The following is a 21,375-nucleotide window of genomic DNA, read 5'->3' on the forward strand; positions in this document are numbered from 1 at the left end:
GGTTACATTCCGAACCCGGAAGCTAAGCCTCACAGCGCCGATGGTACTGCAGGGGGGACCCTGTGGGAGAGTAGGACGCCGCCGAACAATTCTTCGAGAGAAGCCCCCGCCGGGTGAACCGGACGGGGGCTTTTCTGTTGTAAAGTCAACGTGCATTGTCGTGACACAGGACAGGAGGCCCCCGGGTGGAGGTCCAGGAGACGCGGGTCCAGACCGATCGCGTCCTCACCATCCCCAACCTGCTGAGCATGGGCCGGCTGGTCGGCGTTCCGCTCTTTCTCTGGCTCATCCTGTGGCCCGCGTTCGGCGGTCCCAAGAACGACGGTTGGGCGCTGCTGATCCTGGCGCTCAGCGGGGTCACCGACTACCTGGACGGAAAGCTCGCCAGGCGGTGGGGGCAGATCAGTCGGGTGGGGCAGCTGCTGGACCCGTTGGCCGACCGGCTCTATGTGCTGTCCACGCTCGTCGGATTGACGTGGCGTGAGTTCCTGCCGTGGTGGGTGACGGCGATTCTGCTGGCCCGGGAAGTCTTTATCGCGGCACTGTTGCCGATTCTTAACCGACACGGCTACGGGCCGCTGCAGACGAGTTTCCTCGGCAAGGCCGCGACCTTCAATCTGATGTACGCGTTTCCGCTTCTGCTGCTCGGCGGTATCGACAGCTGGGTCGCACGGCCGGCCGAGGTGGTGAGCTGGGCCTTCATCTGGTGGGGGACGTCCCTGTACTGGTGGTCGGCGATTCTTTACGCGGTTCAGGTGCGGCAGATCATCAAGGCCGGCTCCGCGGGCTCCGCGTCCACAGTCTGAGACGTGATCTGAGAGAAGTCCCACGTCGCCCCGGTGCGTCGGACGAGACCTTCCGGGTAGAGAACCTCTGGAACGGTTTGATGGACCTGCAGGTCCACCACCGCGAAGGAGGACGCACCCGTAATGAAAGCCGTAGTAATGGCAGGGGGCGAGGGCACCCGACTCCGCCCGATGACCTCCAGCATGCCGAAGCCGCTGCTTCCGGTCGCCAATATGCCGATCATGGAGCACGTGCTTCGGTTGCTGAAGCGGCACGGCCTCTCCGACACCGTCGTCACCGTCCAGTTCCTGGCATCACTCGTCAAGAACTACTTCGGTGACGGGGAGGAACTGGGCATGCACCTCACGTATGCCCACGAGGAGACGCCACTAGGCACTGCGGGGAGTGTCAAGAACGCCGAGGACGCGCTCAAGGACGATTCCTTTCTGGTGATCTCCGGTGACGCGCTGACCGACTTCAACCTCTCCGAATTGATCGACTTTCACCGCAGTAAGAACGCACTGGTCACGGTCTGTCTCACCAGGGTGCCGAATCCCCTGGAGTTCGGAATCACGATCACCGACGACGACGGGCGAGTCGAGCGCTTCCTGGAGAAGCCGACCTGGGGCCAGGTCTTCTCCGACACGGTGAACACCGGTATCTACGTGATGGAACCGGAGGTCTTCGACTACGTCGCGGCCGGTGAGTCCGTCGACTGGTCGAGTGATGTGTTCCCGCAACTGCTGAAGGAGGGCAAGCGGGTCTACGGCTATGTCGCCGAGGGCTACTGGGAGGACGTGGGCACCCACGAGAGTTATGGCAAGGCCCAGGCGGACGTGCTGGAGGGCAAGGTCGACGTCGAGATCGACGGCTTCGAGATCTCGCCGGGGGTCTGGGTGGCCGAAGGGGCGGAGGTGGACCCGGAGGCCGTGCTGCGCGGGCCGCTGTACATCGGGGACTACGCCAAGGTCGAGGCCGGCGTGGAGATCCGTGAGCACACGGTGCTCGGCAGCAACGTCGTGGTCAAGCGCGGTGCGTTCCTGCACAAGGCGGTGGTGCACGACAACGTCTACGTCGGACCGCAGAGCAATCTGCGCGGCTGCGTGGTCGGCAAGAACACCGATGTGATGCGGGCCGCGCGGATCGAGGACGGCGCGGTGATCGGGGACGAGTGCCTGGTCGGCGAGGAGTCGATCATCGGGGCGAACGTCCGGGTCTACCCGTTCAAGACGATCGAGGCCGGCGCCGTCGTCAACACCTCGGTGATCTGGGAGTCGCGTGGCCAGGAGCACCTGTTCGGAGTCCGGGGCGTCTCGGGCATCCTGAACGTCGAGATCACCCCGGAGCTGGCCGTGCGGCTGGCGGGTGCGTACGCGACGACCTTGAAGAAGGGCGCCACCGTCACCATTGCGCGTGACCACTCGCGTGGTGCTCGTGCGCTCAAACGGGCGATGATTTCGGGTCTGCAGACCTCGGCGATCGACGTCCGCGACCTGGAGAACGTACCGATGCCGGTGGCCCGGCAGCACACGGCGCGGGGGAGCGCGGGCGGGATCTTCCTGCGGACCACCCCCGGCGTGCCGGACTCGCTGGACATCCTCTTCTTCGACGAGCGCGGGGCTGACCTCTCTCAGGCGGGCCAGCGCAAGCTCGACCGGGTCTACGCACGTCAGGAGTACCGGAGGGCGTTCCCGGGCGAGATCGGGGACCTGACCTTCCCGTCCAGCGTGTTCGACTCCTATGCGGGCAACCTGCTGCGGACGGTGGACACCACCGGGGTCCGGGAGGCCGGGCTGAAGGTGGTGGTGGACACCGCGCACGGCAGTGCCGGGCTGGTGCTGCCCAGCATCCTCGGTCGGCTCGGGGTGGAGGCGCTCACCGTCTCCAGCGGGCTGGACGAGGCGCGGCCGACCGAGGACGCGGAGACCCGGCGGGCCGGGCTGGCCAGGCTCGGTGAGCTGGTGGCGTCCTCGCGGGCGGCCTTCGGCGTCCGGTTCGACCCGGTGGGCGAGCGGGTCGCGTTCGTGGACGAGCTGGGCCGGGTGATCGACGACGATCGGGCGCTGCTGGTGCTGCTGGACCTGGTCGCGGCGGAACGGCGCAGTGGCCAGGTGGCGTTGCCGGTGACCACGACCCGGATCGCCGAGCAGGTCGCGGCCTACCACGGCACCCAGGTCATCTGGACCACGACGACACCGGACGACCTGGCGAAGGCGGCCTCGGCCGAGGGCACGGTGTTCGGCGGGGACGGGCGCGGCGGCTTCGTGGTGCCCGAGTTCAGCGGGGTGCTGGACGGTGCCGCGGCCTTCGTCCGGCTGGTCGGCCTGGTGGCCCGGACCCAGCTCACGCTGAGCCAGATCGACGCGCGGATCCCGCAGGCGCACATCCGGCGCCGGGACATCGCGACGCCGTGGGCGGCGAAGGGCATGGTCATGCGCTCGGTGGTGGAGGCGGCCGGCAGCCGCCGGCTGGACACCACGGACGGGGTCCGGGTGGTCGAGGCGGACGGGCGTTGGACGCTGGTGCTGCCGGACCCGGCCGAGGCGGTCACCCACCTGTGGGCCGAGGGTCCGGACGACGAGGCGACCGACGCGCTGCTGGACGAGTGGGCGGCGGTGGTCGAGGGCGCGGGGCGGTGACCGTCTGAGCGGACGGGTTCCCCGAAGGGCGGGGCGTGCGGTTCGGTCCGCACGCCCCGCTGTCCGTTTTCACATCATTCGGAGGGGTCCGTCACTTTCCGTGGATGTGTCCGGCGTGTGTGCAGCTCAGGGGCCGTGCGCAGGCCCCTCCGCGGACATGGGACGATGGTCCGCATGCCAGCGACGCCGACGCCGAGTGCCCCGAACGGGCGGTACAACCGCCCGGACGCCTCGATGTCCCTGCTGACCAACGTGATGGACCACAGCCTGGACGAGGGGTACGCCGAGGCGGCCGCGGCCCGGGGCGGTGAGCACGACAGCCGGATACCCCGGACACTGCGGGGGCTGCTGACGCTGGGCGCCGGACTGGCAATGGTCGGTGCGGTGGTGACCATCGGCGCGGTGAACGCGCACAAGGCGGAGCCGACGCTGGCCAAGGAGCGGGACGCGCTGATCCACCGGATCAACGACAGCAACGGCTCGGCGGACCACCTGCAGAAGGAGGTCCAGGACCTGCGGCGCAAGGTCGACGACACCCAGCAGCAGGCGCTGGCCTCCGGGGACAGCGGATCGGCCGGACTGACCGGTGAGGTGGGTCTGGGCGAGGTCACCGGGCCCGGAGTGAAGCTGGTCCTGGAGGACGCCGCGGGGACGGGCAGCGGGGGCAACGTCGACCCGCGGGCCGGACAGGGCTTCTCCAACAGCGGCCGGCTGCGCGACCGGGACCTGCAACTCGTGGTGAACGGCCTGTGGGGATCCGGCGCGGAGGCCGTCTCGATCAACGGGCAGCGGCTGACCGCCCTGTCGGCGATCCGGGCCGCCGGTGAGGCGGTGCTGGTCGACAACCGGCCGCTGGTCCCGCCGTACAACATCCAGGCGATCGGGGACGGGCCGAAGCTGCTGAGCGCCTTCGAGCGGGACATGGCCGGGCAGTACCTGCGGTTGCTGGAGGAGAAGTACGGCATCAAGTCCACGCTCTCCGCACAGAAGAGCCTGACGCTGCCGGCGGCGGTGGGCGTGACGCTGAGGACCGCCCAGCCCGTCACGCCCGAGCCCTCGCCCACGGCGAGCCCGTCGGCGAGCTCGACGGCCCCAGCGGACGGCAGCCCGTCGGGCGGCCCGGGAACCCCGGGGAGCCCGACGGCGTCCGTTTCACCATCCGCGACCAGTACGGGTCAGCCCGCGAAGCGGCGACCGTCCGGCGGATCCACCAAGACCACCACAGGGACAGGAGCAGCTAGACCGTGATTGCCGTACTGGGTCTCGTGATCGGGGTGGTCGTCGGACTCTTCGTCCAACCCGAGGTGCCCGACGCCGTCGTGCCCTACCTGCCGATCGCGGTGGTGGCGGCGCTGGACGCGGTGTTCGGCGGCGTCCGGGCGATGCTGGACGGGATCTTCAACGACAAGGTCTTCATCGTCTCGTTCCTGTCGAACGTGGTGGTCGCGGCTCTGATCGTCTTCCTGGGTGACCAGCTGGGCGTCGGCTCGCAGCTGTCCACGGGTGTGGTCGTCGTCCTCGGCATCCGCATCTTCTCCAACGCGGCGGCGATCCGGCGTCATGTCTTCCGTGCCTGAGCCGGGCCGCGGGGCGGCGGAGAAGGAAGAGGAGAAGACGGCGGAGGCGTCGCCGGCGGTCGAGAAGACCGCTGCGGAGCCGGTGGCGACGGCGTCCGAGGAGCCGGAGGCGACGGCTGGGGCTGCGGCGGAGGTGGAGAAGCCTGACGCTGACGTTGAGCTTGAGGCAGGGGCGGCGGAGCCGGAGCCCGCGCCGTCGGTACGGCTGAAGAAGGACGCCGCCGCCGAGACCGAGCCGGACCCTGTGGCGGCCGAGGTCGAGGCTGGTGAGTCGGCGGAACCGGTCGGTCCGGAGGCTGCCGGGGAGACGCCCGCCGAGGAGCCGGCAGCGCAGGAGGCGCCCGGTGCGGACCGGAGCGCCGGTCGGCGGCGGCTGAAGGCGGCGCTCTGGCCGCCGCGGCTGTCGCGCGGGCAGCTGGTGGTGGCGCTGCTGCTGTTCTCGCTCGGGCTGGGGCTGGCGATCCAGGTGCGCTCGACCAACGACCACCACAACCAGCTGCGCGGGGCGCGGCAGGAGGACCTGGTCCGGATCCTCGACGAACTGGACAGCCGTCAGCAGCGTCTCCAGCAGGAGAAGGCCGAGCTCGAGCAGTCCCTGGGCAAGTTGGAGAACAGCTCCAACCAGGCCAAGGAGGCCCAGGAGCAGACCAGGAAGAAGATGACGGAACTGGGTGTGCTGGCCGGTACGGTCAAAGCCACAGGTCCGGGCATCGTACTCACGGTCGATGATCCCCAAGGGCAGGTGAAGGCAGATATGCTGCTGGACACCCTGCAGGAACTTCGAGCGGCGGGGGCGGAGGCGATTCAGATCAACGATGTGCGCGTGGTGGTCAACACCTACTTCACCGACCTGTCGGGTGGTGGGGTGCAGATCGACGGGAAGAAGGTCTCGCAGCCCTATCGGTTCACCGTCGTGGGGAACCCGCAGGACCTGACGCCGGCGCTGAACATCCCGGGGGGCGTCGTCCGCACCCTGGAGAGCCACCAGGCGCGGGCGACGATCACCCAGCAGCAGAAGGTGGTCGTCGACGCCCTCGTCGACCTGAAGGCGCCGCAGTACGCCAAGCCGGCTTCGAAGTGACGGGGCGCTCGTCGAACGGCCCGTCACGGGCGGGCGCCACCCGGTGCGGGGCGCCGTCGTCGCGTGGGAGAGACTGGTTCGCACCAGTACGCTCCGTAGCACCAACCGAAGCACCAACCGTCGGAGTACCACTCCAGCAGGCCCGAGCCGCAACCGGGCCCGCAGCCTGTCCGAGGTTCTCACCCTGCCCCGCGGGCGGGTCTGTCACACGCAAGGGGATTCGCCCGTGAGTTTCTTCTCGAAGTTGTTCGGTCGCAACAAGGGTCGCGACGCGGCCGCCGTCGAGGCGCCCACCGCGCGGCACCGCCGACCGGAGGACGAGCCCGCCGTGCCGGGCATGCGCCCCGCCCCCGAGGCCGCGCCGTACGCCGAACAGCAGCTCTACCGGGACGGTGCCGCACAGTACGCGGGGAATCCGGCGGGCTACGGCGCGTCGGTTGACCCTTCCGGCGACCCGCGCATAGGTTTCCCGTCAGGACCCTCAACCTCTGGTGGAGGGTTTGCCCCGGACCCGTACGCCGGGCACAACCCGTCGGGTGTGCCGCGCCAGGAGGCTGTGAACATGGCTGGCCCCACTCCGTGCCCCAGGTGCGGCAACCAGAACCCGGCCGCGGCCCGCTTCTGCTCCAACTGCGGCACCGCGCTGCGCGGCGGGGTGCTGCCGGAGGGGGCGGTGGAGACCACCTCGACGATCTCGATCTCCGGCCTGGAGTCCTACGACCCCTCCGCCACGACCGGCACCGGCACCACGCCGGCGCTGTCGGCCGAGGTGCTGTCGGCGATCGACGCGCTGCCGCCGGGCTCGGCGCTGCTGATCGTCCAGCGCGGCCCGAACTCGGGCAGCCGGTTCCTGCTGGACTCGGACGTCACCACGGCGGGGCGTCACCCGCAGGGTGACATCTTCCTGGACGACGTCACCGTCTCCCGCCGTCACGTGGAGTTCCGCCGCACCCCGGCCGGCTTCAGCGTCGCGGACGTGGGCAGCCTGAACGGCACCTACGTCAACCGGGAGCGGATCGACGAGGTGCCGCTGAACAACGGCGACGAGGTGCAGATCGGGAAGTACCGGCTGGTGTTCTTCGCCGGCCACAACCGGGGGTACTGAAACCAACGTCGGCGGGAGCCCGAGTGAATACGAATACCCCTTCCTCTTCTCTCGGGGCGGCCAACCCTGCGTCGTCGTCCGGTCCGCAGGCGGACCGGGGCGGCCGCGGGGTGGTCGCGGGCCCCAGGCAGCCGGTCCGGCCGGACCGGCCCGCCGGGCGACGGCGCGGCGGTGACGAACTGCTGAGCATCGGCGCGGTGCTGGCCTTCCTGCGCGACGACTTCCCCGAGGTGACCATCTCCAAGATCCGCTTCCTGGAGGCGGAAGGGCTGGTCGAGCCGCAGCGCACTCCGTCGGGGTACCGCAAGTTCAGCCCGTCCGACGTGGAGCGGCTGGCCTACGTGCTGCGGATGCAGCGCGACCACTACCTGCCGCTGCGGGTGATCCGCGAGCACCTGGACGCGATCGAGCGCGGGGAGGCCCCGCCCGCCCTGCCGGCCGCCGAGGCCCGGCCCGGGCCGATGGAGGAGGCCGACCGGGAGTTGGTGGCCTCGGCCGACGTCCCCTCCGGGGTCCGGCTGGGGCGGGCCGAGCTGCTCGCCGCCGCCGAGGCCGGGGAACCGGAACTGGCGGAGTGGGAGGCGTACGGGTTGGTCGTGCCGGGCCCGGACGGCGGGTACGACGGGGAGGCGCTGCAGGTGGCCCGGCTGGTCGCCGAGCTCGGCCGGTACGGGCTGGAGCCGCGGCACCTGAGGGCGATGAAGGCGGCGGCGGACCGCGAGATCGCGCTGGTGGAGCAGGTGGTGGCGCCGCTGCGACGGCACCGGAACCCGCAGACCCGGGCGCACGCCGAGGCCACCGCGAGGGAGCTGGCGACGCTGTCGGTGCGGCTGCACGCGGCCATGGTCCAGGCCGGTCTGCGCTCTCGGGGATAGCCCCCGCGGCGTGCTCCGCACGACCGGTGCACCGCGTTGACCAGCGGCGTCGGCCCTGCGCTTTCATATCCGGGGTCGTAGCCATAGGGTTGCCTGTGTGAATGAGCTCGACGTCGTGGGTGTCCGAGTGGAGATGCCTTCCAACCAGCCGATCGTGCTGCTTCGGGAGGTCGGGGGAGATCGATACCTGCCGATCTGGATCGGCCCCGGCGAGGCGACCGCGATCGCCTTCGCCCAGCAGGGCATGACTCCGGTGCGCCCGCTGACGCACGACCTGTTCAAGGACGTCCTGGAAGCGCTCGGCCAGCAGCTCACCGAGGTCCGGATCACCGACCTGCGGGAGGGCGTGTTCTACGCCGAGCTGGTGTTCGACGGTGGGGTCGAGGTGAGTGCCCGGCCGTCCGACGCGATAGCGCTCGCCCTGCGCACCGGTACGCCGATCTACGGGAGCGAGGAGGTGCTCGCCGAGGCGGGCATCGCGATCCCGGACGAGCAGGAGGACGAGGTCGAGAAGTTCCGCGAGTTCCTCGACCAGGTGTCGCCCGAGGACTTCGGGGGCGGCGGCCCGCAGTAGCGCGGACGGGGCTCGTCAGCCGTTGCGCGCGCCGTTTTGCCAAAAACCGTCCATCTACCCACACTAGGGGCACGAAAAACCACTCTCCTGAGTGATGTGGTCTGTCGGGCCCGGCGTGGCGATCGTTGACGGGTCATAGGGGACTGCCTACCGTCAGGAGTGGCTGTCCGGGTGGCCGATGCCCGCAGTCGGGTTGCCCGCAGCACGAGTGGACGGAGGTAGGCATGAGCAGCACCGGCGATGACGCGGCCGTGGGAGGCCTGTGCGCCGTGCACCTTCCGCGCACCGCCCGCACCGTGTCGGACCTGCCCAGGACGGGCAGGTTCCCGGCCGTACAGCCGGGTCAGCCCGCGATCGAGCGGCTGGCCCCGACGTCCGAACTGATCGGCTTCCGCGGCCCGACGGCCTGCGCGGCGGCCGGCATCACCTACCGCCAGTTGGACTACTGGGCCCGCACCGGACTGCTGGAGCCCAGCGTCCGCACCGCGTACCCGGCGACCAGTCAGCGGCTCTACAGCTTCCTCGACGTCCTGCTGCTGAAGATCGTCAAGCGGCTGCTCGACGCGGGTGTCTCCCTGCAGAACATCCGGGTGGCCGTCGCCCATCTGCAGTCCGCCGAACAGGCCGACCTGGCCGGGCTGACGCTGATGTGTGACGGTGCGACAGTGTACGAGTGCACCACGCCGCAGCAGGTGGTCGATCTGCTGAAGGGTGGTCAGGGGGTGTTCGGCATCGCGGTGGGAGCGGTCTGGCACGAGCTGGAGCTGACCCTCGGTCGGCTGCACGCGGAGCGGACCGACACCGGCGAGACGCTGGTCGGCAACGATCCGGCGGACGAGCTGGCGCAGCGGCGCAACCGGGCGGTCTGACCGGGCGATCGTTTTCGACGGGGCCGTGGGCCCGGACGGGGAACCGTTCCGGCTCACGGCCTCGTCGTGTTGCCTGGTGAAAGCGATCGAGGGAGGGGCACGTGGAGGGCGGCACCGGGATATCGGGGCTGGTGCGGCGTCGGGCCGGGGGGCTCCGGGCGCGGCTGCGGGAGCGCCGGACGCAGCGCAGGGTCTTCCAGGCGGCGACGCTGCTGTGCTCGCTGGCGCTGGCGCCCAGTGCCTGGCTGTGGATCGCGGCGGGGGACCGGGTGGGCACGGTGGAGAGCGCGCCCTCGGCGCCGGTCGCCGTGGTCTTCGGCGCCGGGCTGGACCAGGGCAAGCCGTCGCCGTACCTGGAGCACCGGCTGGTGGCGGCGCTGGACCTGTACCGGGAGGGCAAGGTGAAGGCCGTCCTGGTGACCGGGGACAACGGGCGGACCGAGTACGACGAGCCGGACGCCATGTACCGGTACCTGACCGAGCACGGGATCCCGGCGGACCGGGTGGTGCGGGACTACGCCGGCTTCGACACCTGGAACTCCTGCACCCGGGCGCACCGGATCTTCGGGGTGGACCGCGCGGTGCTGGTCAGCCAGGACTTCCACGTCCGGCGGGCGCTGGCGCTGTGCGAGGCGGCGGGCATCCGCTCGTACGCGGTCGGTGTGTCGGAGCTGCACGACAACACCTGGCTGTACGGCGGGCTGCGGGAGGTCGCCGGGGCTGGCAAGGCGGCGGTGAACGTGTGGCTGCGGCCGGACCCGGTGTTCCTCGGGCCCAAGGAGGACGGCATCCCGAAGGCGCTGGCCCAGGCCGCGAAGCGGTAGCGGCGAGCGGTCGGCCGCGGGGCGTCGGCCGGGTTCGTACGCACTGTCGGACCCGTGCGCGATGATCGGCGGGTGCGATCTCTGCCGAGCATCATCCACCTCGACATGGACGCCTTCTTCGCGGCGGTGGAGCAGGCGGCCAAGCCGAGCCTGCGCGGCAAACCGGTGGTCGTCGGCGGGCTCGGCGGGCGGGGGGTGGTCTCCACCGCCTCGTACGAGGCGCGCAGGTTCGGGGTGCACTCGGCGATGCCGATGGCGCAGGCGCGGCGGCTGTGCCCCAACGCGGCGTTCCTGGCCGGGCGGTTCGAGGCGTACCGGCAGAACAGCGAGATCGTGATGGGGCTGCTGCGCGAACTGTCGCCGCTGGTGCAGCCGCTGAGCCTGGACGAGGCCTTCGTCGACCTGGAGGCCGGTCCGTACGGTCCGGCGCTGACGGAGGCGGACCACGAGACCGGGGAGCAACTGGTGCTGGCCCTGGCGGAGGACTTGCGGGCGGACATCCAGCGGCTCACCGGGTTGACCGGCTCGGTCGGGGCGGCGGGCTCCAAGCTGATGGCGAAGATCGCCTCCGAGCAGGCCAAGCCGGACGGGCTGGTGCTGTTCGAGCCCGGGCAGGAGCGGGCCGTGCTCGGGCCGATGCCGGTCCGGGCGCTGCCCGGGATCGGGCCGGCCACCGAGCAGGTGCTGCGGCGGGCCGGGCTGAGCACGGTGGCCGACCTGGCGGAGGCGGGGGAGGCGGAGCTGGTCCAACTGCTCGGGCGGGCGCACGGCGCCGGGGTCTTCCAGATGTCCATAGGACTGGACGAGCGACCGGTGGTGGCCGACCAGGACGCAAAGTCGGTCTCGGTTGAGGACACCTACGAGGTGGACCTGGCCGACCGGGACCGGGTGCTGCGGGAGGTGGAGGCGCTGGCCAGCCGGTGCGTGCGGCGGCTGCGGGCGGCAGGGCGTTCGGGGCGGACGGTGGTGCTCAAGGTGCGGCGCTTCGACTTCTCGACCCTGACCCGCTCGGAGACCCTGGGCGGGCCCACCGACGACCAGGCGGTGATCACCGCGACGGCGCGGCGCCTGGCGGAGCAGGTGGACATCACCGGCGGGGTCCGGCTGCTCGGGGTGGGCGTGGCCCAGCTGGCCGACTACACCCAGGAGGACCTGTTCGCCCAGGCGCTGCGGGAGGAGGCGGCGGAGCACGCCGAGGTCGCCGAGGCGGCGGTGGCCGAGGAGGAGCCGGAGGAGCCCGTGGTGCGGCGCTGGATGCCCGGACAGGACGTCCGGCACGCCGAGTGGGGGCCGGGCTGGGTGCAGGGCAGCGGGGTCGGGCGGGTGACCGTGCGGTTCGAGACGCCGTGGAGCGGGCCGGGGCGGGTGCGGACCTTCTCGGTGGACGATCCGGAGCTGGAGCCGGCCCGGCCGCTGCCGCTGCGGCAGGCCGAGGAGCCCGCCGGCGACGGGGAGTGAAGCGGGAGAACGCGGAACGGCCCCACCCGGTAGGAGTACCGGGTGGGGCCGCATACCGTGCCGGTCCCCGGACGGTCGTGATGCCCTCACGACCGAGCGGAGGCCGGGCCCGCGCGTCCTGTCCCTGAGCGCGCGGGCCGGACGCCTCGTCAGGCGTCGGTCTTGGCCAGCTCGGGGCTGGAGTCCTGCCGGGCCGAGCCGCCGGCGACGGCAGAGACGGCCGGCTTGACGGTACGGATCAGGAAGGGGACGACGCCGGCGATGATGCAGATGACGGCCGTGGTCCAGAACGCGTGCTTGTAGGCGTCCAGGGTGGGGATCTGCACCGGCAGCTTGATCGGGAACTTCATGGTGTCGCCGGTCAGGATGGCGGTCATCACGGCGGTGCCGATCGCGCCGCCGACGGTGCGGAGCACGGAGTTCATGCCGTTGGCGATGCCGCTCTGCTCGACCGGGACGGCGCCGTTGATGAAGGCGGGCATCGCGGCGAAGGCGAGGCCGATGCCGAGGCCGAAGATGGCGGAGGCGGTGTAGATGTCGCCTTCGGCGCTGTGGCGCAGGGCCAGGTAGGCCATCGCGATCGCGCCGAGGACGCCGCCGAGGACCAGCGGCAGGCGCGGGCCGCGGCGGGCGATCAGGACGGCGCCGACCGGGGCGGCCACCATCGAGCCGATCGCGGACGGCAGCAGCATCACGCCGGCGTGCAGGACGGTCGCGGTGAAGCCGTAGTGGGCCAGCTTCTCCGGGGTCTGGGCGAAGTTGCTGATGACCATGAACGAGCCGTACATGCCGAAGCCGATGAGCAGACCGGCCAGGTTGGTGAAGGCGACGGCCGGGCGGCCCATCATCTTCAGGTCCACCAGCGGGTGGGCGACCTTGGTCTCGATGACGCCCCAGATCAGGGCGACCACGGCGGCGACGGCGAACAGGCCGAGGGTCTTGGTGGACGTCCAGCCCCAGTGGTTGCCCTGGCTGACCGCGACCAGCAGCGCGGAGAGCCAGCCGGCCAGGGTGAGGGCACCGAGCGGGTCGGCGCCGCCCTCCTTGTCGACGACCGGGTCGGACGGGACGCGGAAGGCGACCAGGGCGACCGCGAGCAGGCCGAAGGCCAGGCCCATCCAGAAGATCGACTTGTAGTTCCAGTGCTCCAGCAGCAGGCCGGTCGCGACCAGGCCGAGGCCGGAGCCGACGCCCATGGAGGCGCTGATGGCGGCGACGCCGCCGGTCACCTTCTGCTTGGGCAGCTCGTCACGGACGATGCTGATCGCCAGCGGCATCACGCCACCGCCGGCGCCCTGGAGGACGCGGGCGACGATCAGCCAGGTGAAGGAGTGGGTGCTGACCGCCAGCGCCGAACCGGCGACCAGGCCGGCCAGCGAGATCAGCAGCATGGGCTTGCGGCCCCGGAGGTCGCCGAAGCGGCCCAGCAGGGGAGTCAGCACGGCCGCGGACAGCAGGTTGGCGGTCATCAGCCAGGTGATGTTGGAGCCGGAGACGTCCAGTTCCTTGGCCAGCGACGGCAGGATCGGTACGACCGCGGTCTGCACCACGCTGAACGACAGCATCGCCAGGATGAGGGCCGGCAGGACCCGGGCGTTGCTCTGCTTCTCGGCCGCGGTGGTGGGCTGTGGTGCCTCACTCACGGTTGCTTCCTCCCGTACATAGTGAATGAACTGAAGTAACTGTGCCGGGAGATACTTCAGAGTGTCAAATATCGAGTGGTTAAGGTTTGGCAAAGAGGAAGACTTTGCCTTCGGCGGACCGGGTGTTGACGGCCGGTCGGGCGGGCTCGGGGGCGGGCACGGCGAAGGGCCCCGGACCGGAGTCCGGGGCCCTTGCTGGTGCCGGGCCGGTCAGACCAGGGGGCGCAGCGCGGCCGGGCGGGCGCCGTCGATGGCCGGGGAGCCCGGCTCGGCGGCCGCGGTGGTGTCGTCGTGGACTTCGACGTTCTCGCGGCGGAGCTCGTCCTGGACGACCTCCTCCGCGGTGTAGCGCTCCACCACCAGGCGGACCCGCTCGATCGGGGCGAGGTACTTGCGGACCACCGGCCGCTCCTCACGGAGAGTGACCTCCTCTACCGCCTCGGCGATCTCCTTGTCGGTGAGCGAGGCGCGCTCGGCGTCGCCGACCGGCATCCGCTCCACCCGGACCCGTTCGCGGACCACCGGGACGCGGCGCTCGACCTTCTCGCTGGTCACGTATTTGCGCAGCTTCGCGGTGCCCAGGACGTGCCACTCGGTGGTGATGTCCAGGCGCTCCTCGCGGCAGGTGATCTCGACCGGGCCGTTGGGGGCAGAGGCGGCGGCGGTGCCGGTCGGACCGACTGCGGACGGGGCCGGTCGGTGCTTCGGCTCGACCGCCGGGGTGGCGGCCGGCGCGGTCACCGTGCCGTTGGCGACCGGTGCGGGGGTGCTGAGGGTCCGCACGTGGGCCTCCGTGGTGGTGTCGGTGCTGGTGGCCGTCGTGGTGGCGACGGTGGTCATGGTCGGGCCGGGTTCGGGGGAGTGGAAGGCGAGCGGCTTGGCGGCCGCGGCGGCCGAGGTGGTGCCGAAGTCGAGGTCGGGCTGGGCCGCCCGGGCGGGCTCACCCTTGGCCGGGCGGCCGTCCACCGGGGTGTCGAGCCCGTAGTAGCGGTAGAGCTGGAGCTCCTGGGCGGGCGAGAGGTGCTGGCCCACGCCGAAGTCCGGCGAGTCCTTGACCAGCGACTTGTCGTAGGGCACCCGGAGTTCCTCGCCGGAGAACTCGCTCGTGGTGAGCGGGACGAAGGCGTCCCGGCCGAAGATGCCGGTGCGGACGGCCGCCCACTCCGGCCGGCCGGTGGCGTCGTCCAGGTACACCTCGTCGATCGTGCCGATCTTGTCTCCGTTGCGGTCGACCGCCTTGTGGCCGATGAGGTCTCGGGGGTCGATGTCGGTCTGCACTCTTTCCTCCAAGCGCTGCGCCTGCGGAACTCCCGCAGGTAAGGCGGCCGGAGCACCCGTCCCGTCCGCCACTTCACACCAAAAGCCATGAACCGGACGTGCGCGACCGGGGTGCGGCCGGACGGGTCCGGGCTGCTCCGTACGGGGGACGCGCGTAGACCCGGAGTGACCCGACGCACCCGTGATCGCAGGGCCGCCCGCTGGTACCCTGGGCCGCGACCGCCGAGCCCGCTCGGGAGAGTCCCCGACAGCGAAAACCGCTGGTCGAGGCGCCGAAGGAGCAACTCCTCCCCGGAATCTCTCAGGCATCCGTACCGTGCGGGATAGGTCACTCTGGAAAGCAGGGCAGGAGCGTCGGCGCGGGAGCCGGCGATCACCACCCTCACCGACGGTGCAAGCCGACGGAGCGCCACAGCGCGACGTGCGGGCGAAGCTCTCAGGTCCCGATGACAGAGGGGGAGGCCTTTCGGGTCCGTCCGCCCAGGCCGGTCCGCTGTCCGCAGCGGCGTCGGCCGGTCGGCGTGCGTACCCCCGCCGGTCCGTGACCAGGAGGCCTCGACCACCATGAACGCCCAGCCGAACGCGGGACGCCCCACCAGCGCCTCGACCCTCACCGAGCTTGAGCTGGCCAGCCCCTTCGAGAACCGCCACATCGGCCCTGACGCCGCCGCGCAGGAGAAGATGCTGGCGTCCGTCGGCTACGGCTCGCTGGACGAGCTCGCCGCCACCGCCGTTCCCGAGGCGATCCGTTCCATCACCGCCCTGGACCTGCCCGCGGGCCGCAGTGAGGCGCAGGTCCTCGCCGAGCTGCGCGAGCTGGCCGGCCGCAACCAGGTGCTCCAGCCGATGATCGGCCTGGGCTACTACGGCACCTTCACCCCGCCGGTGATCCTGCGCAACGTCATGGAGAACCCGGCCTGGTACACGGCCTACACCCCGTACCAGCCGGAGATCTCGCAGGGCCGCCTGGAGGCGCTGCTCAACTTCCAGACCCTGGTCTCCGACCTGACCGGCCTGCCCACCTCCGGTTCCTCGCTGCTGGACGAGGGCACCGCGGCCGCCGAGGCGATGGCGCTGGCCCGCCGCGTCACCAAGGTCAAGGGCGGCGTCTTCCTGGTCGACGCCGAGACCCTGCCGCAGACCGTCGCGGTGATCAACACCCGCGCCGTGCCGACCGGTGTCGAGGTCGTCGTCGCCGACCTGTCCGGGGGCATCCCGGCCGAGATCGCCGAGCGCGGCGTCTTCGGCGTGCTGCTGCAGTACCCGGGCGCCACCGGCGTGGTCCGCGACCTCACCCCGGTGATCGAGCGGGCCCACGGGTTGGGCGCGATCGTCGCCGTCGCCGCCGACCTGCTGGCGCTGACCCTGCTCAAGTCCCCGGGCGCGCTGGGCGCCGACATCGCCTGCGGCACCTCGCAGCGCTTCGGCGTGCCGATGGGCTTCGGCGGTCCGCACGCCGGCTACCTCTCGGTGCGCGCCGAGTACGCCCGCTCGCTGCCCGGCCGCCTGGTCGGCGTCTCCGTCGACGCCGACGGCAACCGCGCCTACCGCCTGGCGCTGCAGACCCGCGAGCAGCACATCCGCCGCGAGAAGGCCACCAGCAACATCTGCACCGCCCAGGTGCTGCTCGCCGTGATGGCCTCGATGTACGCCGTCTACCACGGCCCGGACGGCCTGGCCGACATCGCCCGGCGCACCCACCGCTACGCCGCCGCCCTCGCCGAGGGTCTGCGGGCCGGAGGCGTCGAGCTGCTGCACGGCGAGTTCTTCGACACCGTCACCGCCGTCGTCCCGGGCCGCGCCGCCGGGATCGCCGCGGCCGCCCGCGCCAACGGCATCAACGTGTTCCAGGACGGCGAGGACCGGATCTCGGTCTCCACCGACGAGACCACCACCCGCGAGCACCTGGCCGGCGTCTGGGCCGCGTTCGGCGTCCCCGCGGTCGAGGTCGCGGAGGCCGCCGACGCGCTGCCCGCCGCGCTGCTGCGCGCGGACGAGTACCTGACCCACCCGGTCTTCCACAGCCACCGCTCGGAGACCGCCATGCTGCGCTACCTGCGCCGCCTGTCGGACCGGGACTACGCGCTGGACCGCGGCATGATCCCGCTGGGCTCCTGCACCATGAAGCTCAACGCCACCACCGAGATGGAGGCGGTGACCTGGCCGGAGTTCGGTCAGCTGCACCCCTTCGCGCCGGTCGACCAGGCCGCGGGCTACCTGACCCTGATCCGCCAGCTGGAGCAGCAGCTGGTCGAGGTCACCGGCTACGACGCCGTCTCGATCCAGCCGAACGCCGGCTCCCAGGGCGAGCTGGCCGGCCTGCTGGCCGTCCGCGCCTACCACCACGCCAACGGCGACACCCAGCGCGACGTCTGCCTGATCCCGTCCTCGGCGCACGGCACCAACGCCGCCTCCGCGGTGATGGCCGGCATGCGCGTCGTCGTGGTGAAGACCCTGGTCGACGGCGACGTGGACGTCGAGGACCTGAAGGCCAAGATCGAGCAGCACCGCGACAACCTGTCGGTGCTGATGGTCACCTACCCGTCGACCCACGGCGTGTACGAGACCCAGATCACCGACATCTGCGCCCTGGTGCACGAGGCCGGCGGCCAGGTGTACGTGGACGGCGCCAACCTGAACGCCCTGGTCGGCCTCGCCAAGCCGGGCAAGTTCGGCGCGGACGTCTCGCACCTGAACCTGCACAAGACCTTCTGCATCCCGCACGGCGGCGGCGGCCCGGGCGTCGGCCCGGTCGCGGTGCGCGCCCACCTGGCGCCGTACCTGCCGAACCACCCGCTGCAGGCGGAGGCAGGCCCGGCCACCGGCGTCGGCCCGATCTCGGCCGCGCCGTGGGGCTCGGCGGCGATCCTGCCGATCTCCTGGGCGTACGTCCGGCTGATGGGCGGCGAGGGGCTCAAGCACGCGACCCAGGTCGCGGTGCTGAACGCCAACTACATCGCCAAGCGCCTGGCCCCGCACTTCCCGGTGCTCTACACCGGTCCGGGCGGGCTGGTCGCGCACGAGTGCATCATCGACCTGCGTCCGCTGACCAAGGAGACGGGCGTGACGGTGGACGACATCGCCAAGCGCCTGATCGACTACGGCTTCCATGCGCCGACGATGTCCTTCCCGGTGGCCGGCACGCTGATGATCGAGCCGACCGAGTCCGAGGACCTGCACGAGATCGACCGCTTCTGCGACGCGATGATCGAGATCCGCGGCGAGATCGACAAGGTCGGCTCGGGCGAGTGGGCCGCCGACGACAACCCGCTGCGCAACGCCCCGCACACCGCCGCCACGCTGGCCGGCGACTGGGCGCACGGCTACTCGCGGCAGGAGGCGGTCTTCCCGGCGGGCGTGAACCCGGCGGACAAGTACTGGCCGCCGGTGAGCCGGATCGACGGCGCGTACGGCGACCGCAACCTGGTCTGCTCCTGCCCGCCGCTGGACGAGTACGGCGTCTGAGTCGGAACGCGGCAGGGCCCTGGCAGAACGTTTCTGCCAGGGCCCTGCCCTTTGCTCCTCGGTGTCTCCCCCGCCCGATGGGGCCCGGGCCGTACGGTTCCGGCCGTACGGTCGTCGGGCCGGGTCGGCTCAGGCCGCGTGGGCGACGGGCCGGCGCGGGCCGATCACCCGGCCGTCGGGCAGCAGCTCTCCGGTGTCCTCGAACAGGACGACGCCGTTGCAGAGCAGGCTCCAGCCCTGCTCCGGGTGGCAGGCCACCGGTACGGCCGCCTCGCGGTCCTCGGACTCGGCCATCGGGCACTCAGGACGGTGCTGGCACATACGCGTACCCTCGCTTCGCTCTGCGATCCTCCCCGTGGTGCGGTCACCGGAGGTCGAGCCGTCCGGAGCCGCCTGGTGGTCGGATCCTGTCCGCGCATCAGCCAGGTTTGACCGATGCTCAAGTGGGTAGGACAGGTGGTCCTTCCACGCTAGTTCCCAGTGTCGGCATCCGGGCTCGCGCGCGCAGCAATTTGGTGACACGCGCCACAACTCCGGGGCAGAGATCACCCGTTCAGGTGGGGCCAGGGGGAATCCGCACACCGGTGGGTCAGTCAGCGCATGGCCCGACGGGGCCATGGCGGGTGGCCCACTCGGGTGGTAGCCGTTCGGGTGATGCCGTCGACGGCCGTCGGAGCGCACGGCGAAGGGCCGCCGGGCACGGTGCCCGGCGGCCGGTCCGGCGGGTGGCGCGGGCTCAGGCGGAGCCGAGCAGCAGCGGCCGGGCCAGCGGTGCGCGGGCGAGCAGCGGGAGCAGTTCGGCGGCCGGGTAGGCGCGGTGCGCGGTGACGCCGAGCGGGGCCGGGGCCAGCGGGATCAGCAGGTCGGTGGACGGGCCGGCGTCGGGGCTGTGCAGCCAGAGCGCGGTGGCGTACTGGCCCGGGAAGGTCAGCAGCCGAGGCTGGCTGCGGGAGCGGGAGCCCTGGGCGAGTTGCCAGGCCTCGCGCAGCGCCCGGACGGTGGAGGAGAGGTACGGGCCGGCGGTGAAGTGGGAGAAGGTGTGGCCCTCGGCGCTCTGCACCACCTCGGCGGCGGCCGCCACCTCCGGGCCGTCCTTGATCAGGAAGCGCCAGCCCGTCCGACGGGCGTTGGGCAGTTCCGGGTGCGGACCGTCGAGGACGTGCACCGCGAGCGGGTGCGCGGGGAGCAGTGGACCGGTCGGGTGACGCAGCGCTGCGGCGGCGGGCTGGCGCAGCGCGGTCTCCGAGTCGAGCGCGCCCAGCACCGCGCGTAGGGCGCTCGGTGGGGGCTGGGGGGTCTGCAGGGTCATGGCGGGTCCGCCTCTCCAGGTGAGATCGGCGTGCGAGTGCGGCATACCGGCGCGGCGCGGTGCGTCTACGGTGACGGGGGCCGGCCTTGTCCGGTTGTGCAGGATCGCGGTGCCGGCGCGGTCGCCGCCGTCGACGAGGGCCTCGGGGCGGGGAGCGGACCGGCCGGAGCGCAGTGCGAACTCAGCGACTTCATCGAACAAATGCGCAGGGTGATCTGTTTATCACAGGCGGTGGCGCCGAGCAAGTCTGCAGATGGCCTGAATTACCGTCAGATCCCTTGCATTGCAAGCCAGTCGGCGCGTTCGGGTATCGATCTTCGAGGTGGGCATGATGCTGGCACGGTCGACCGGCCGGGTGTCTCAGGAGGAGGGGACCGTGGGCGAGAAGGTCGTGGCGACTCGGGCGGATCTCGCGGATCGGCAGCAGTACCGGCTCAAGCTCCAAGCCTGCCTCGACGCGCTCGGGCGGATGCTGCGCGAGGACCGCTTCGACCGGCCGCGGGCGGTGATGGGGCTGGAGATCGAGCTCAACCTGGCCGACGAACAGGGCCTGCCGGTGATGCGCAACGCCCAGGTGCTGAGCGCGATCGGCTCCAGCGACTTCCAGACCGAGCTGGGCCAGTTCAACATCGAGGTCAACATCGTGCCGCACCAGCTCAGCGGGCACGTCTTCGAGGAGCTGCGCGAGGAGATCGACACCGGACTGCGCTACGCCGACCGGCAGGCGGCGGAGGCCGGCGCCCGGATCGTCATGGTGGGCATCCTGCCGACCCTGGAGAACGACCACACCGGGCTGGACGCGATGAGTCACAACCAGCGGTACAGCCTGCTCAGCGACCAGATCCTGGCCGCCCGGGGGGAGGACATCGCGCTGGACATCGAGGGCGTCGAGCACCTCCAGCTGGAGTCGATCACCATGGTCGCCGAGGCCGCCGCGACCTCGCTTCAACTGCACCTCCAGGTGACCCCGGAGCGGTTCTCCTCGGTGTGGAACGCGGCCCAGGCGATCTGCGGGCCACAGCTCGCGCTCGGTGCCAACTCCCCGTTCCTGTTCGGGCGGGAGCTGTGGCGGGAGACCCGTCCGGTGCTCTTCCAACAGGCCTGTGACACCCGTTCGGCGGAGCTCAAGGCCCAGGGCGTGCGTCCGATCACCTGGTTCGGCGAGCGCTGGGTGGACTCGGCGTACGACCTGTTCGAGGAGAACCTACGCTACTTCCCGGCACTGCTGCCGATCTGCGACGACGAGGATCCGCTGAAGGTACTGGCCTCCGGAGGCGCGCCCCGGCTCGCCGAGATGCGGCTGCACAACGGGACCATCTACCGCTGGAACCGGCCGGTGTACGACGTCTCCGGCGGGGTCGCGCACCTGCGGGTGGAGAACCGGGCGCTGCCGGCCGGGCCGACGGTGGCCGACACCCTGGCCAACGCCGCCTTCTACTACGGGCTGGTGCGGGTGCTCGCCGAGCAGCCCCGGCCGATCTGGACCCGGCTGCCGTTCGAGCGGGCGGACGAGAACTTCCGGCAGGGCGCCCGGTACGGCATCGACGCGGTGTTCCAGTGGCCGCGCTCCGGCCGGGCCGGCCGCGGCGGCGGATTGCAGACGGTGTCGGCGGTCGACCTGGTCCTCAACGAGCTGCTGCCGATGGCCTACCAGGGCCTGGACGAGTGGGGCGTCGAACCCGCCGACCGGGACCGCTACCTGGGGATCATCGAGCAGCGCTGTCTGCGCCGCACCAACGGCGCGGCCTGGCAGAGCGCCACCTTCCACCGGCTGCGCGAGCGGTACGGGATGGACCGCCCGGCCGCGCTCGCCGCGATGACCAGGCGCTACGCCGAGCACATGCGCGGCGGCGAGCCGGTGCACACCTGGCCGGTCGGCTGAGCGCTCCGGA

At 71.4% G+C, this 21,375-nt stretch carries 17 protein-coding genes, 1 rRNA gene and 2 riboswitches; of the genes, 14 read left to right on the forward strand and 4 right to left on the reverse strand.

The window, feature by feature from the left end; translation table 11 throughout:
• From rrf to ACZ7BZ_RS28540, 12 genes are all read left to right on the forward strand, one after another.
• Window positions 1-87, forward strand: a 5S ribosomal RNA gene (gene rrf, locus ACZ7BZ_RS28485); the annotation flags it as partial.
• Between the two features lie 98 nt (window positions 88-185).
• A complete protein-coding gene (locus ACZ7BZ_RS28490; protein ID WP_470360828.1) occupies window positions 186-806 on the forward strand; it encodes a CDP-alcohol phosphatidyltransferase family protein in 621 nt (206 codons plus the stop codon).
• A gap of 123 nt (window positions 807-929) precedes the next feature.
• Entirely contained in the window at window positions 930-3,425 is a 2,496-nt protein-coding gene (locus tag ACZ7BZ_RS28495) for a sugar phosphate nucleotidyltransferase (protein ID WP_470360829.1), read from the forward strand.
• 174 nt (window positions 3,426-3,599) lie between these two features.
• Window positions 3,600-4,673 (forward strand): DUF881 domain-containing protein, encoded by a 1,074-nt coding sequence (locus ACZ7BZ_RS28500; protein ID WP_470360830.1) that lies wholly within the window; start codon window positions 3,600-3,602, stop codon window positions 4,671-4,673.
• Window positions 4,670-5,002: a small basic family protein gene (locus ACZ7BZ_RS28505; protein WP_030062488.1), complete on the forward strand. Its 333-nt coding sequence runs from the start codon at window positions 4,670-4,672 to the stop codon at window positions 5,000-5,002. The genes ACZ7BZ_RS28500 and ACZ7BZ_RS28505 overlap by 4 nt, the downstream gene beginning before the upstream one ends.
• A 133-nt stretch (window positions 5,003-5,135) precedes the next feature.
• On the forward strand, window positions 5,136-6,083 hold the full coding sequence (locus ACZ7BZ_RS28510; RefSeq protein WP_470360917.1) for a DUF881 domain-containing protein: 948 nt from the start codon (window positions 5,136-5,138) through the stop codon (window positions 6,081-6,083).
• 562 nt (window positions 6,084-6,645) lie between these two features.
• The gene (locus tag ACZ7BZ_RS28515; RefSeq protein ID WP_465748388.1) at window positions 6,646-7,188 is read left to right on the forward strand and encodes an FHA domain-containing protein; all 543 of its coding nucleotides are present in this window, start codon (window positions 6,646-6,648) and stop codon (window positions 7,186-7,188) included.
• A 182-nt stretch (window positions 7,189-7,370) separates the two neighbouring features.
• Window positions 7,371-8,063: a transcriptional regulator FtsR gene (ftsR, locus tag ACZ7BZ_RS28520; RefSeq protein WP_465748407.1), complete on the forward strand. Its 693-nt coding sequence runs from the start codon at window positions 7,371-7,373 to the stop codon at window positions 8,061-8,063.
• 97 nt (window positions 8,064-8,160) lie between these two features.
• Complete coding sequence (locus ACZ7BZ_RS28525) at window positions 8,161-8,637, forward strand: bifunctional nuclease family protein (RefSeq protein WP_270141796.1); 477 nt, start codon at window positions 8,161-8,163, stop codon at window positions 8,635-8,637.
• Window positions 8,638-8,861: 224 nt separating this feature from the next.
• Window positions 8,862-9,506, forward strand: a complete 645-nt coding sequence (locus ACZ7BZ_RS28530) for a MerR family transcriptional regulator (protein WP_465748386.1) — start codon at window positions 8,862-8,864, stop codon at window positions 9,504-9,506.
• A gap of 101 nt (window positions 9,507-9,607) precedes the next feature.
• Entirely contained in the window at window positions 9,608-10,330 is a 723-nt protein-coding gene (locus ACZ7BZ_RS28535) for a SanA/YdcF family protein (protein WP_470360831.1), read from the forward strand.
• Window positions 10,331-10,402: 72 nt separating this feature from the next.
• Window positions 10,403-11,788, forward strand: a complete 1,386-nt coding sequence (locus ACZ7BZ_RS28540) for a DNA polymerase IV (RefSeq protein WP_470360832.1) — start codon at window positions 10,403-10,405, stop codon at window positions 11,786-11,788.
• A 149-nt stretch (window positions 11,789-11,937) separates the two neighbouring features.
• On the opposite strand, the gene ACZ7BZ_RS28545 is transcribed toward ACZ7BZ_RS28540, so the two are convergent.
• Window positions 11,938-13,431 (reverse strand): MFS transporter, encoded by a 1,494-nt coding sequence (locus ACZ7BZ_RS28545; protein ID WP_470360833.1) that lies wholly within the window; start codon window positions 13,429-13,431, stop codon window positions 11,938-11,940.
• Between the two features lie 210 nt (window positions 13,432-13,641).
• On the reverse strand, window positions 13,642-14,709 hold the full coding sequence (locus ACZ7BZ_RS28550) for a PRC and DUF2382 domain-containing protein (RefSeq protein ID WP_470360834.1): 1,068 nt from the start codon (window positions 14,707-14,709) through the stop codon (window positions 13,642-13,644).
• A gap of 223 nt (window positions 14,710-14,932) precedes the next feature.
• Window positions 14,933-15,036, forward strand: a riboswitch (glycine riboswitch).
• Window position 15,037: 1 nt separating this feature from the next.
• Window positions 15,038-15,169: riboswitch (glycine riboswitch) on the forward strand.
• A gap of 104 nt (window positions 15,170-15,273) precedes the next feature.
• Between ACZ7BZ_RS28550 and gcvP the strand changes: the two genes are divergently transcribed.
• On the forward strand, window positions 15,274-18,174 hold the full coding sequence (gene gcvP / locus ACZ7BZ_RS28555) for an aminomethyl-transferring glycine dehydrogenase (protein ID WP_470360835.1): 2,901 nt from the start codon (window positions 15,274-15,276) through the stop codon (window positions 18,172-18,174).
• 129 nt (window positions 18,175-18,303) lie between these two features.
• On the opposite strand, the gene ACZ7BZ_RS28560 is transcribed toward gcvP, so the two are convergent.
• Window positions 18,304-18,495: a DUF5999 family protein gene (locus ACZ7BZ_RS28560; RefSeq protein ID WP_380456847.1), complete on the reverse strand. Its 192-nt coding sequence runs from the start codon at window positions 18,493-18,495 to the stop codon at window positions 18,304-18,306.
• 415 nt (window positions 18,496-18,910) lie between these two features.
• On the reverse strand, window positions 18,911-19,483 hold the full coding sequence (locus tag ACZ7BZ_RS28565) for a hypothetical protein (protein ID WP_470360836.1): 573 nt from the start codon (window positions 19,481-19,483) through the stop codon (window positions 18,911-18,913).
• Between the two features lie 376 nt (window positions 19,484-19,859).
• Here ACZ7BZ_RS28565 and ACZ7BZ_RS28570 point away from each other — a divergent pair, with 376 nt between their 5' ends.
• On the forward strand, window positions 19,860-21,365 hold the full coding sequence (locus tag ACZ7BZ_RS28570; protein ID WP_470360837.1) for a glutamate-cysteine ligase family protein: 1,506 nt from the start codon (window positions 19,860-19,862) through the stop codon (window positions 21,363-21,365).
• Window positions 21,366-21,375: the final 10 nt, after the last annotated feature.

It is taken from the genome of Kitasatospora sp. NPDC036934 (assembly GCF_055608425.1).

Excerpts from the sequence above, each read along its gene's own strand:
- ACZ7BZ_RS28530 (WP_465748386.1), top strand. The coding sequence starts at position 8,862 with ATGAGCAGCACCGGCGATGACGCGGCCGTGGGAGGCCTGTGCGCCGTG.
- ACZ7BZ_RS28515 (WP_465748388.1), top strand. The coding sequence starts at position 6,646 with ATGGCTGGCCCCACTCCGTGCCCCAGGTGCGGCAACCAGAACCCGGCC.
- ACZ7BZ_RS28565 (WP_470360836.1), bottom strand. The coding sequence starts at position 19,483 with ATGACCCTGCAGACCCCCCAGCCCCCACCGAGCGCCCTACGCGCGGTG.
- ACZ7BZ_RS28560 (WP_380456847.1), bottom strand. The coding sequence starts at position 18,495 with ATGTGCCAGCACCGTCCTGAGTGCCCGATGGCCGAGTCCGAGGACCGC.
- ACZ7BZ_RS28500 (WP_470360830.1), top strand. The coding sequence starts at position 3,600 with ATGCCAGCGACGCCGACGCCGAGTGCCCCGAACGGGCGGTACAACCGC.
- gcvP (WP_470360835.1), top strand. The coding sequence starts at position 15,274 with ATGAACGCCCAGCCGAACGCGGGACGCCCCACCAGCGCCTCGACCCTC.
- ACZ7BZ_RS28495 (WP_470360829.1), top strand. The coding sequence starts at position 930 with ATGAAAGCCGTAGTAATGGCAGGGGGCGAGGGCACCCGACTCCGCCCG.